Consider the following 12676-nt stretch of genomic DNA (forward strand, 5'->3'; position numbering starts at 1 on the left):
CGGCCGTGACCGGTCAGCGGCCGGCGGTCAGGCTCGCTCAGGCCGGCCCCCGGCCGTCTGCTCCCAGCCCCTGACCCCCTCCCTGTCCCCCGTCGGCTTCTCCTCCGGCGCGTCCCGCAGCAACGCCGTGAGCAGGCGTACCGCGCCCCTCTTGTGCAGGGGGTCGTTGCCGTTGCCGCACTTGGGGGACTGGATGCAGGAGGGGCAGCCGGCCTCGCACTCGCAGGAGGCGATGGCCTCTCGGGTGGCGGTGAGCCAGGCGCGGGCGGTGTGGAAGGCGCGCTCGGCGAAGCCCGCGCCGCCGGGGTGGCCGTCGTAGACGAACACCGTGGGCAGCAGCGTGTCGGGATGCAGCGGGACGGAGACGCCGCCGATGTCCCAGCGGTCGCAGGTCGCGAAGAGGGGCAGCATGCCGATGGAGGCGTGCTCGGCGGCGTGCAGGGAGCCGCCGAGGATCTCCGGGGTGATCCGGGCCTCGTCCAGCTGGTCCTCGGTGACCGTCCACCACACCGCGCGCGTGCGCAGCGTACGAGGAGGGAGGTCGAGTTTCGTCTCACCCAGCACTTCGCCGGTGATCAGGCGTCTGCGGAGGTAGGAGACCACCTGGTTGGTGACCTCCACCGAGCCGAAGCAGAGGCGGCCGGCGCCCCACGGGATCTCGGTGTCCGTCTCCAGGATGGAGATGGACGTGGTGTCGCGGGCGACCGTGGAGTACGGCGGGTCGGCCTGCTCGACCAGGGCGACGGAGTCCTCAAGGTCCAGGGAACGCACCAGGTAGGTGCGGCCCTGGTGCAGGTGGACGGCACCCTCGTGGACCGTGGAGTGCGCGGCGCCCGCGTCGACCGTGCCCAGCAGGCGGCCCGTGCCGGACTCGACGACCTGCACAGGCCGGCCGCCGGCGCCGCGGATGTCGGTGAGGTCGGCGGCCCGCTCCCGCCGGGTCCAGTGCCAGGCCTTGGTCCGGCGGCGGAGCAGCTTCGCGGCCTCCAGCTGCGGCAGCACGTCCGCGCAGGCGGGCCCGAAGAGGTCCAGGTCCTCCTCGGTCAGCGGCAGCTCCGCGGCGGCGGCGCACAGGTGCGGGGCGACGACGTAGGGGTTGTCGGGGTCCAGGACCGTCGATTCCACCGGTCGGTCGAACAGGGCCTCGGGGTGGTGGACCAGGAAGGTGTCCAGCGGGTCGTCGCGGGCGACGAGGACCGCGAGGGCGCCCTGGCCGGAGCGGCCCGCGCGGCCCGCCTGCTGCCACAGGGAGGCTCGTGTACCCGGGTAACCGGCGATCACCACCGCGTCCAGGCCCGAGACGTCCACGCCCAGCTCCAGGGCCGTCGTGGCGGCGAGGCCGAGGAGCTCGCCGGAGTGCAGGGCACGTTCCAGGGCGCGGCGCTCCTCGGGGAGGTAGCCGCCGCGGTAGGCCGCGACACGCCGGACCAGGGAGCGGTCGACCTCGGCGAGCCGCTCCTGGGCGATTACCGAGATCAGCTCGGCGCCGCGCCGGGAGCGTACGAAGGCGACCGAGCGCACCCCCTGCACGGTCAGGTCGGTCAGCAGATCGGCCGTCTCGGCGGTGGCGGTACGCCGTACGGGTGCACCACGTTCGCCCTGCAGTTCGGTCAGCGGGGGCTCCCAGAGGGCGAAGACCAGTTCCCCGCGCGGGGAGGCGTCGTCGGCGACCTCCACGACGGGCAGGCCGGTCAGCCGCCGGGCGGCGACGGCGGGCTCGGCGGCGGTCGCCGAGGCCAGCAGGAACACGGGGAAGGAGCCGTAGCGGGCGCACAGGCGGCGCAGCCGGCGCAGCACCTGGGCGACGTGCGAGCCGAAGACGCCCCGGTAGGTGTGGCACTCGTCGATGACGACGTACCTGAGCGCCTTCAGGAAGGAGGACCAGCGCGGGTGGGAGGGGAGTATCCCACGGTGCAGCATGTCCGGGTTGGTCAGGACGTAGTTGGCGTACTGGCGGATCCACTCCCGTTCCTCGAACGGTGTGTCGCCGTCGTAGACGGCCGGGCGCACCGATGTGCCGAGAGGTTGTGAAAGTTCCTTCACCGACCGGCACTGGTCCGCCGCTAGCGCCTTGGTGGGGGACAGGTAGAGGGCCGTGGCGCCGCGGCCGTTCGGAGCCTCGGCGCCGCCCAGAAGGGTGGACAGTACGGGCACGAGGTAGGCGAGGGACTTGCCGGAGGCGGTGCCGGTGGCGACGACCACCGAGTCGCCGTCCAGGGCGTGCTCCGCGGCCAGCGCCTGGTGCGCCCACGGGTGCTCGATGCCGCACGCCTGGACGGCCGCGATCACCTCGGACCGAATCCGCTCAGGCCAGACGGCATGGCGGCCCGCGCGCGGGGGCAAGTGCTCCGTATGAGTGATGCGCGCAGCCCGGCTCGGCCCGGAGGCGAGCCGGTCCAGGACCGTGCCCGGAGACGGGCGGGAGGCCGCCTGGGACTGGGATCGATCGGATCGGTGATTCTTGGCCATCGGCACCGAGTGTGTCACTGGCGTGACGGACAATGGAGTCAAGGCGTCGTGCACGCCTGCCGGTAAGTGATTGAATGCCATCGCGGCTGGCGTAGCGTCCCGGGGGCCGCAAGGCGAGGTGCCCGAGGGGCGAACCGCTCGATAGCAAGGTGCTGGAGGATCCGTGGACCTGTCCCTGTCGACCCGTACCGTCGGCGATCGTACGGTCGTCGAGGTCGGTGGCGAAATCGACGTATATACCGCGCCCAAGCTGCGCGAGCAGCTGGTCGAGCTGGTGAACGACGGGAATTTCCACCTCGTCGTCGACATGGAGGGCGTGGACTTCCTCGACTCCACCGGGCTCGGCGTGCTGGTCGGCGGCCTGAAGCGGGTTCGCGCCCATGAGGGCTCGCTGCGCCTGGTCTGCAACCAGGAGCGCATTCTCAAGATCTTCCGGATCACCGGCCTCACCAAGGTGTTCCTGATCCACACCTCGGTCGAGGAAGCGGTGGCGGCCACCGACTGATCGGTCATCGACTGATCGGTCACCGACCGATCCGGACCGCTTGCCGGCGTCTGGCTCCCAGGGGCCCGGACGTCGGCCGGTCCCGGCCGGTCGCGTCCCGGACCGACGCAGAGGATGCGCAGGCGGCGGGCCGGGTACAGAAGTACACCAGGGGCGCGGGCGCCCGGCGCCCCGCCCCCGACCGCACGCCCGTAGTCGTGAGGGGGATGCATGGCCACCGTCGAACTCCGATTCAGCGCGCTGCCCGAGCACGTCCGGACCGCCCGGCTGGTGGCGGCAGCGGTGGCGCGCAGGGCCGGAGTGGACGAGGCCGCCCTGGACGAGGTGCGGCTCGCCGTGGGCGAGGCCTGCTCCCGCGCCGTCGGACTGCACCGGAACAGCGGAGTCACGGCACCCGTGAAGGTGGCGCTGATCGAAGAGGAGAAACAGTTCTCCATCGAGGTCGGCGACGAGGCTCCGCATGCCGCTCCGGGCGGTGACACGCCGGGCGCCGGCCAGGACGGCGACGCGGAGGTCGAGGAGGACGAGATGGGCCTCGCGGTCATCAGCGGCCTCGTCGACGACGTGGAGGTCAGCACCGGACAGAACGGCGGTCTGATCCGCATGACCTGGCCGACCACACCGCCGGCCGTCGCGCTCGCCTGACCGGGCCGGCCGACCGCGCCGGCCGTACCACCGAGCAATCCCCCAGGGGCCCTGCTGAGCAGGGCCCCTGTCTGGTTTTTCGGGTCCCCCGGAATTCGTGAAGGAATTCACGATCAAAAATCCCGATAATTTGATCAAGTGTCCAACTGGTCGTCAATGGCTCAGGGGCATTACTTCTTTCGGGTTCGCTGTAGCAGCATGCAGGCCAATTCCGTTTACCGTCCCCTGTTTAGATCACCCGGTGGTACCTACAATCCGTCCACATCTTGAGCTCAGCCCAAGCGTCAAGGAGGACGAATGGCGGGGCTTTCTACCCCACGTCAGTTGGGTCACCCCTCTTCCCTCGCAGCCGCGGTCCTGACCGACGACAACCGGATCATCGTGGCCGTCATCGCGGCGGTCGCCGTGGCCGCGCTGGTGGTCGCGGGGATCCTGGTCCGCCAAGTGCTGGCGGCCGGCGAGGGCACCGACAGCATGAAACGGATCGCCGAGGCGGTCCAGGAAGGTGCCAAGGCGTATCTCGCCCGGCAGTTGCGCACGCTCGGCGTTTTCGCCGTCGTCGTCTTCTTCCTGCTCATGCTGCTGCCCGCGGACGACTGGAATCAGCGGGCCGGTCGCTCGGTGTTCTTCCTGATCGGAGCGGCGTTCTCGGCGGCCACCGGCTATATCGGCATGTGGCTCGCCGTGCGCAGCAATGTGCGGGTCGCCGCGGCGGCCCGGGAAGCAACCCCGGCGGAAGGCGAACCCGAAAAGGATCTCACCACCGTCTCGCACACCGCGATGAAGATCGCATTTCGCACGGGCGGCGTCGTCGGCATGTTCACAGTGGGGCTCGGCCTGCTGGGCGCCTCCTGTGTGGTGCTGGTGTACGCCGCCGACGCTCCGAAGGTGCTGGAGGGCTTCGGCCTCGGCGCCGCCCTGATCGCGATGTTCATGCGGGTGGGCGGCGGCATCTTCACCAAGGCCGCCGACGTCGGCGCCGACCTGGTCGGCAAGGTCGAACAGGGCATTCCGGAGGACGATCCGCGCAATGCCGCGACCATCGCCGACAACGTGGGCGACAACGTCGGCGACTGCGCGGGCATGGCGGCGGACCTCTTCGAGTCGTACGCCGTGACCCTGGTGGCCGCGTTGATCCTCGGCAAGGCCGCCTTCGGCGACTCCGGGCTGGCCTTCCCGCTGCTGGTGCCCGCGATCGGCGTGCTCACCGCGATGATCGGCATCTTCGCGGTCGCCCCGCGCCGCGCCGACCGCAGCGGCATGACCGCGATCAACCGCGGCTTCTTCGTCTCCGCGGTGATCTCCCTCGCGCTGGTGGCGATCGCGGTCTTCGTCTACCTGCCGTCGAAGTACGCCGACCTCAACGGCGTCACCGACGCGGCGATCAAGGGCAAGGACGGCGATCCGCGCATCCTCGCGCTGGTCGCGGTGGCCATCGGTATCCTGCTCGCCGCCGTCATCCAGCAGCTGACCGGCTACTTCACCGAGACCAACCGCCGCCCGGTGCGGGACATCGGCAAGACCTCCCTCACCGGACCCGCCACCGTCGTGCTCTCCGGCATCTCGGTGGGCCTGGAGTCGGCCGTCTACACCGCGCTGCTCATCGGGCTCGGCGTGTACGGCGCGTTCCTGCTCGGCGGCACGTCGATCATGCTGGCGCTGTTCGCGGTGGCGCTGGCCGGCACCGGCCTGCTCACCACGGTCGGCGTGATCGTCGCCATGGACACCTTCGGGCCGGTCTCCGACAACGCCCAGGGCATCGCCGAGATGTCCGGCGACGTCGAGGGTGCGGGCGCCCAGGTGCTCACCAACCTGGACGCGGTCGGCAACACCACCAAGGCCATCACCAAGGGCATCGCCATCGCCACCGCCGTCCTCGCCGCGTCGGCGCTGTTCGGGTCGTACCGCGACGCGATCACCACCAACGTGCAGGACGTCGGCGCGAAGCTGACCGGGCCGGGCTCGCCGCTCAGCCTGTCGCTGGACATCTCGCAGCCCAACAACCTCGTCGGCCTGATCGCCGGCGCCGCGGTCGTCTTCCTCTTCTCCGGACTGGCCATCAACGCGGTGTCGCGCTCGGCGGGTTCGGTGGTCTTCGAGGTGCGGCGGCAGTTCCGCGAGCACCCGGGGATCATGGACTACACCGAGAAACCCGAGTACGGGCGCGTCGTCGACATCTGTACCAAGGACGCCCTGCGGGAGCTGGCCACGCCGGGTCTGCTCGCCGTCATGGCGCCGATCTTCATCGGGTTCACGCTCGGCGTCGGCGCGCTCGGCTCCTACCTCGCCGGCGCGATCGGCGCGGGCACGCTGATGGCGGTGTTCCTCGCCAACTCCGGCGGTGCCTGGGACAACGCCAAGAAGCTGGTGGAGGACGGCCACCACGGCGGCAAGGGCAGCGAGGCACACGCGGCCACGGTGATCGGGGACACGGTCGGGGATCCCTTCAAGGACACCGCCGGCCCCGCGATCAACCCGCTGCTGAAGGTCATGAACCTGGTCTCGCTCCTCATCGCGCCGGCGGTGATCAAGTTCTCCTACGGCGACGACAAGAACCTCGGCGTGCGGATCGGGATCGCGGTCCTCGCGCTGCTGGTGATCGTCGTGGCCGTGTACGTCTCGAAGCGGCGCGGTATCTCCGTCGGTGACGACGACGGCGCCCAGCGGGTCGCCAACTCGCCGGACGCCGCGGTGGTTTCGTAGGAGCGGTCGCCAAGTCCTGGTCACGGGGCGGGCGGCCGGCGCGTGGTGACGCGCCGGCCGCCCGCTTTCCGTGTGTGATCGTCCCCGTCGTGAGCCTTCTCTCCCGAGGTGCGAAAGGTCACAAAAGCTGACTTACGAGTCCTCCGGCAGGGGGAGGGGGTGGGTTCGCCGTGTAGATTCCGGGGGCCGAGAGCCATGGAAGGGACCAATCCGGTGAACAAGAAGCTCGCGGCCGCGCTGTCCGGCGGTGCGGTACTGGTAGTGGCGGTGTCGGGGTGCAGCGACAGCGGTGAGAAGGGGCCCGATCCCAAGCTGGTGTCCTGGGCCAAGACGGTGTGCGACGCGGTGCCCGCGCCGAACGCCAAGATCAGGTCGGCCAACGCCGCGATAGCGGCCATCGCCACGGACAGCAACCTCCCGCCCAAGAGCGCCCAGAAGACGTACGCGGAGGCCTTCCAGGACATGGCCGACGGTTACAAGGCGCTCGCCGACGCCCTCGACACCGCCGGAGCGCCCCCCGGCGTCGACGGCGGCGCCAAGCTGCAGCGGGACGCCGCCAAGAACCTCGCCGGCCTCTCCTCGTCGTACGCCGAGCTGAAGAAGAAGGTCGACGGGCTCGACACCAAGGACCAGGGCAAGTTCGCCCGAGGCCTCAAGGACGTCGCCAGCCAGTCGAAGGAGATCGGCAAGCAGAGCGACAGCGGCACCCAGGCGCTGAAGCGGCTCGAACAGGAGGACGTCAAGAAGGCGATGGCCAAGCAGCCCAGCTGCAAGGTCGCCGCTTCCTCCTCCGGATCCCCGACGGCGCCGGCCACCGCGGGCTGACGTCGGGGCGCCGCGCGTAGTCGGCCCCGGGCAGCCGTCGCGGGCCACAATGGGGGCGTGACTGACTCCGGACTCGCTCCCCTGCCCGCTCCCGACCGGCCCGACAGCGCCGCGCGTCTGAGGGAGGCGCTGCTGGCCGCCTCCTTCACCGCTGACGGGCTGCTCGACCTGCTCGGCCCCGCCGCGTACGCGGCGCTGGCCCGCAGCGAGACCGTGCCCGCGCTCCGGGCGACCCGTGGCGACACGCCGCTGGAGACGCTCGTACGGCTGTTCCTGCTCCAGCAGCCGGTGCCCCGCGCGCGCGTGGCGGCCGTTCTGCCGGTGGAGGAGGCGCTGGAGACCGGCTGGCTCACGCGCGTGGGCGGCGACGAGGTGGCCGCGACGGTGGACGTACGGCCCTACGGCGGTCCCGGCGGCGAGGACTGGTTCATCGTCTCCGACCTCGGCTGCGCGGTCGGCGGGGCCGGCGGCATCGGCCGGCGCGACGAGCGGGTCGTCCTGGGCGTCGGCGGCGCCTCCACGACCCTCGCCGGCATCACCGTCCGCACGCCCGTCACCTCCGCCCTGGACCTCGGCACCGGCTCCGGCATCCAGGCCCTGCACGCCGCGCAGCACGCCACGCGCGTGACGGCGACCGACCTCAACCCGCGCGCGCTGCACATCACGGCGCTCACCCTGGCGCTGTCCGGCGCGCCCGCCGCCGACCTGCGCGAGGGGTCGCTGTTCGAGCCGGTCCGCCGCGACGAGACGTTCGACCTGATCGTCTCCAACCCGCCCTTCGTGATCTCCCCGCGTGCCCGGCTGACGTACCGGGACGGTGGCATGGGCGGGGACGATCTGTGCCGCTCGCTCGTTCAGGAGGCGGGGGAACGGCTGAACGAGGGCGGGTTCGCGCAGTTCCTCGCGAACTGGCAGCACGTGGCAGGGGAGGACTGGCAGGACAGACTCAGGTCGTGGGTGCCGCGCGGGTGCGATGCCTGGATCGTGCAGCGCGAGGTACAGGACGTCACGCAGTACGCCGAGCTGTGGCTGAGGGACGCCGGTGACCACCGTGGGGACCCGGCGGAGTACCAGGCGCGGTACGACGCCTGGCTCGACGAGTTCGAGGCACGCAAGGTGAGGGCGGTCGGCTTCGGCTGGATCACCCTGCGCAGGACCGGGTCCGCCGAACCCGTCGTCACCGTGGAGGAGTGGCCGCACCCGGTCGAACAGCCGCTCGGGGAGACGATCCGGGCGCACTTCGACCGGCTCGACTACCTCCGGTCGCACGACGACGCGGCGCTGCTGGACAGCCACTTCAAGCTCGTCGCCGAGGTGGTCCAGGAGCAGGTCGGGCTGCCCGGCGCCGAGGACCCGGAGCACGTGGTGCTGCGCCAGCACCGTGGGATGCGCCGGGCGACGAAGGTGGACACGGTCGGTGCCGGGTTCGCGGGGGTGTGCGACGGCACGCTGAGCGCGGGCCGGATCCTGGACGCCATCGCGCAGCTCGTCGGCGAGGACCCGGTGCTGCTCCGCGACCGCACGCCCGCGCAGATCCGGCTGCTGGTGGAGCAGGGCTTCCTGGAGCCGGTGCGCTGAAGGCGGGCGGGGGTGCCGTGGGCGGGGCCGCGCAGCTGCCGTAGCCCCGGGTGCCCCTGCCGTCGTAGAGCCGGTCCGATCATCTTCTGATCGGGACGTGAGCATCGTCGTATGCCGGGGGCATGCGTCCCTGGATCATGCCCACCGCGGTCGAACCGGACCCGCCTCCGGAAAACGGCCGGAAAAATATGGGTGCGGGATCCCGCACATCTCTGCTCGGACCTGTGTTCGAATTGATGGGGGTCTTCCGTTCACCCCGATGTCGCCTGCCGGTCGCCTGCGCGTGCCACCCTCGCCGCGCTGGGCGGAGCCTACGGCGGACAGGGGGCGGGCGGACGATGGAGAGCGGTCCAGCGATCTTCGCGGGAGTGGTGTTCGCCCTGTTCGGGGCCGGTCTGCTGGCCTGGACCGGCACTCGTCTGCGGCGCCGGGAGCCGGTGGCCGCCGGTGTGAACCGCGTCGCATCGGCCACCGTCGCGAGCGTGGCCGGCACGGCCGCGCTGGCCCTCGCCGTGTACTGCCTGACCCGGCTCTGAGGCGGGCGCGCGCCGTGTTCACCGGGTAAGGGGAGCATCACGCTCCGGACAGGGAAGCGGGGGTGACCGGGCAGTCCGGGCGGCAGGAATGGCGGTAGTCGGGTTACCGTTCGAGTGGCCGTTGTGGGCTTTTCCCGTTTGACACGGGGGCGGGATGTAGCGTCACACTCCGCAGCGTCACACGAGCCAGCAGTACGCCGCGACCCCGGGAGCAAGGCCTGGGGAGGCCCCAGCGTCGACCGGAGAGAAGAGCGAAGTTGTCCCCGACCAGCGAGACCGCACAGGGCGGTCGCCGACTCGTCATCGTCGAGTCGCCTGCCAAGGCGAAGACGATCAAGGGCTACCTCGGCCCCGGCTACATCGTCGAGGCGAGCGTCGGGCACATCCGCGACCTTCCCAACGGCGCCGCGGAGGTGCCGGAGAAGTACACCGGCGAGGTGCGTCGCCTCGGTGTGGACGTCGACCATGACTTCCAGCCGATCTATGTCATCAACGCGGACAAGAAGGCGCAGGTCAAGAAGCTCAAGGACCTGCTGAAGGACTCCGACGAGCTCTTCCTCGCCACCGATGAGGACCGGGAGGGCGAGGCGATCGCCTGGCACCTCCAGGAGGTCCTGAAGCCGAAGATCCCGGTCAAGCGCATGGTGTTCCACGAGATCACCAAGGACGCCATCCGCGAGGCCGTCGCCAACCCGCGCCAGCTCAACCAGAAGCTGGTCGACGCCCAGGAGACCCGCCGCATCCTCGACCGCCTCTACGGCTACGAGGTCTCGCCGGTCCTGTGGAAGAAGGTCATGCCCCGGCTGTCGGCCGGCCGTGTCCAGTCGGTCGCCACGCGACTCGTCGTCGAGCGGGAACGCGAGCGCATCGCGTTTCGTTCTGCCGAGTACTGGGACCTGACGGGCACCTTCGCGACCGGCCGCGCGGGAGATTCGTCGGACCCGTCGTCGCTGGTCGCCCGGCTCCAGACCGTCGACGGCAGGCGGGTCGCGCAGGGCCGCGACTTCGACTCGGTGGGACAACTCAAGAGCGCGAACACCCTCCACCTCGACGAGGCGACCGCCCGCGCCCTCGCCGCCGCCCTGGAGAACACCCGCTTCTCCGTGCGGTCCGTCGAGTCCAAGCCGTACCGCCGCTCGCCGTACGCCCCGTTCCGTACGACGACGCTGCAGCAGGAGGCCAGCCGCAAGCTCGGCTTCGGCGCGAAGGCGACCATGCAGATCGCCCAGAAGCTGTACGAGAACGGCTACATCACGTACATGCGTACGGACTCCACGACCCTGAGCGACACCGCGGTGACCGCGGCCCGCGCCCAGGTCACGCAGCTGTACGGCGCCGAGTACCTCCCGGCCACCCCGCGCGTCTACGCCGCCAAGGTCAAGAACGCGCAGGAGGCCCACGAGGCGATCCGTCCCTCGGGTGATCGTTTCCGCACGCCCGCGGAGACCGGCCTGACCGGCGACCAGTTCAAGCTGTACGAGCTGATCTGGAAGCGGACCGTCGCCTCCCAGATGAAGGACGCGACCGGCAACAGCGTCACGGTGAAGATCGGCGGTACGGCCGCCGACGGCCGCGACGTCGAGTTCAGCGCCTCCGGCAAGACGATCACCTTCCACGGCTTCCTGAAGGCCTACGTCGAGGGTGCCGACGACCCGAACGCCGAGCTGGACGACCGCGAGCGCCGGCTGCCGCAGGTCTCCGAGGGGGACGCGCTGTCCGCCGAGGAGATCACGGTCGACGGCCACGCCACCAAGCCCCCGGCCCGCTACACCGAGGCCAGCCTGGTCAAGGAGCTGGAAGAGCGCGAGATCGGCCGCCCGTCGACGTACGCGTCGATCATCGGCACCATCCTCGACCGCGGCTACGTCTTCAAGAAGGGCACGGCACTCGTCCCGTCCTTCCTGTCCTTCGCCGTGGTGAACCTGCTCGAGAAGCACTTCGGGCGGCTCGTGGACTACGACTTCACGGCCAGGATGGAGGACGACCTCGACCGCATCGCGGCCGGTGAGGCCAAGGCAGTGCCGTGGCTGAAGCGCTTCTACTTCGGCGAGGGCACCGCCACGGGCGGCGCGGCCGAAGCCGGCAACGGCGACGGGGACCACCTCGGCGGCCTCAAGGAGCTGGTGACCGACCTGGGCGCGATCGACGCGCGCGAGGTGTCGTCGTTCCCGGTGGGCAACGACATCGTGCTCCGCGTCGGCCGCTACGGCCCGTACATCGAGCGCGGCGAGAAGGACACCGAGCAGCACCAGCGCGCCGACATCCCGGCCGATCTGGCGCCGGACGAGCTGACCGTCGAGCTGGCCGAGGAACTGCTGGCCAAGCCCAGCGGCGACTTCGAGCTGGGCACCGACCCGGCCACCGGCCACACGATCGTCGCCAAGGACGGCCGCTACGGCCCGTACGTCACGGAGATCCTCCCCGAGGGCACCCCGAAGACGGGCAAGAACGCGGTCAAGCCGCGGACGGCCTCGCTCTTCAAGTCCATGTCACTCGACACGGTGACGCTCGAGGACGCGCTGAAGCTGATGTCGCTGCCGCGCGTCGTCGGCACCGACGCCGACGGTCAGGAGATCACCGCGCAGAACGGCCGCTACGGCCCCTACCTGAAGAAGGGCACGGACTCGCGCTCGCTGCAGTCCGAGGACCAGATCTTCACGATCACGCTGGAGGAGGCGCAGGCGATCTACGCCCAGCCGAAGCAGCGTGGCCGGGCCGCCGCCAAGCCGCCGCTGAAGGAGCTGGGCGATGACCCGGTCTCCGGCAAGCCGGTCGTGGTCAAGGACGGCCGCTTCGGCCCGTACGTCACCGACGGCGAGACGAACGCGACCCTCCGCTCCGGCGACAGCGTCGAAACGATCACTCCGGAGCGTGGCTTCGAGCTGCTCGCGGAGAAGCGGGCGAAGGCTCCCGCCAAGAAGACCGCGAAGAAGGCGGCGGCCAAGAAGACCGCGCCGGCGAAGAAGACCGCCGCGAAGAAGACGGCTGCCAAGAAGACGACGGCTGCCGCGAAGAAGACGACCGCCAAGAAGACCGCCGTGAAGAAGGCGACGGCTTCCAAGGCGACGGCTTCGGGCACGGAGGACTGACCCCGCGCCGGTCCGACGGCTCCCTCGCCGGACCGGCGAACGCCTCGTGGCGGGGTGGCCGGGTCCGCTGGGCCGGTGACTGCCTCGCCGGGGTGGTGGCCGGCCCGCTCGCTCGGGGCTCGTCGGCCGGGACGGTGGTCTGTCCGCCGGGTCGGCTCCAGGCCGGCGGAGTTCTCGCTGGGCCGGCGAACGCGTCGCCTGTCTGGTGGCCTGCCCGCCTGTTCGGCGCTTTTCTCGGTGGGCCGGCGAACGCCTCACCGGTGTGGTGGCCGGTCCGATGGGCTGTCGGGTTTCTCGTCGGGGCGGCGGCTTCGGGCCGTCGGCCG

The 12676-nt window shown here is 70.8% G+C and carries 8 protein-coding genes; 7 read left to right on the top strand and 1 reads right to left on the bottom strand.

The window, feature by feature from the left end; genetic code table 11:
• Nucleotides 1-27 precede the first annotated feature (27 nt).
• Nucleotides 28-2550: a DEAD/DEAH box helicase gene (locus S1361_RS21785; protein WP_208033482.1), complete on the bottom strand. Its 2523-nt coding sequence runs from the start codon at nucleotides 2548-2550 to the stop codon at nucleotides 28-30.
• 82 nt (nucleotides 2551-2632) lie between these two features.
• Between S1361_RS21785 and bldG the strand changes: the two genes are divergently transcribed.
• From bldG to topA, 7 genes are all read left to right on the top strand, one after another.
• Complete coding sequence (bldG, locus tag S1361_RS21790) at nucleotides 2633-2974, top strand: anti-sigma factor antagonist BldG (RefSeq protein ID WP_208033483.1); 342 nt, start codon at nucleotides 2633-2635, stop codon at nucleotides 2972-2974.
• Nucleotides 2975-3184: 210 nt separating this feature from the next.
• Complete coding sequence (locus S1361_RS21795) at nucleotides 3185-3619, top strand: ATP-binding protein (RefSeq protein WP_208033484.1); 435 nt, start codon at nucleotides 3185-3187, stop codon at nucleotides 3617-3619.
• Nucleotides 3620-3916: 297 nt separating this feature from the next.
• Nucleotides 3917-6322 (top strand): sodium-translocating pyrophosphatase, encoded by a 2406-nt coding sequence (locus S1361_RS21800; protein ID WP_208033485.1) that lies wholly within the window; start codon nucleotides 3917-3919, stop codon nucleotides 6320-6322.
• 213 nt (nucleotides 6323-6535) lie between these two features.
• The gene (locus S1361_RS21805; protein WP_243769255.1) at nucleotides 6536-7147 is read left to right on the top strand and encodes a small secreted protein; all 612 of its coding nucleotides are present in this window, start codon (nucleotides 6536-6538) and stop codon (nucleotides 7145-7147) included.
• A 57-nt stretch (nucleotides 7148-7204) separates the two neighbouring features.
• Nucleotides 7205-8725, top strand: coding sequence for a N5-glutamine methyltransferase family protein (locus tag S1361_RS21810; protein WP_208033487.1), 1521 nt, complete (start codon nucleotides 7205-7207; stop codon nucleotides 8723-8725).
• Nucleotides 8726-9063: 338 nt separating this feature from the next.
• A complete protein-coding gene (locus tag S1361_RS21815) occupies nucleotides 9064-9261 on the top strand; it encodes a hypothetical protein (RefSeq protein ID WP_208033488.1) in 198 nt (65 codons plus the stop codon).
• A gap of 257 nt (nucleotides 9262-9518) precedes the next feature.
• Complete coding sequence (gene topA / locus S1361_RS21820; protein WP_208033489.1) at nucleotides 9519-12350, top strand: type I DNA topoisomerase; 2832 nt, start codon at nucleotides 9519-9521, stop codon at nucleotides 12348-12350.
• Nucleotides 12351-12676 lie beyond the last annotated feature (326 nt).

The organism is Streptomyces cyanogenus (assembly GCF_017526105.1).
GTDB lineage: Bacteria > Actinomycetota > Actinomycetes > Streptomycetales > Streptomycetaceae > Streptomyces > Streptomyces cyanogenus.

What these genes read in the sequence shown, in the direction of transcription:
- S1361_RS21800 (WP_208033485.1), top strand. Translation starts at nt 3,917, where the DNA reads ATGGCGGGGCTTTCTACCCCACGTCAGTTGGGTCACCCCTCTTCCCTC.
- S1361_RS21815 (WP_208033488.1), top strand. Translation starts at nt 9,064, where the DNA reads ATGGAGAGCGGTCCAGCGATCTTCGCGGGAGTGGTGTTCGCCCTGTTC.
- S1361_RS21785 (WP_208033482.1), bottom strand. Translation starts at nt 2,550, where the DNA reads ATGGCATTCAATCACTTACCGGCAGGCGTGCACGACGCCTTGACTCCA.
- S1361_RS21795 (WP_208033484.1), top strand. Translation starts at nt 3,185, where the DNA reads ATGGCCACCGTCGAACTCCGATTCAGCGCGCTGCCCGAGCACGTCCGG.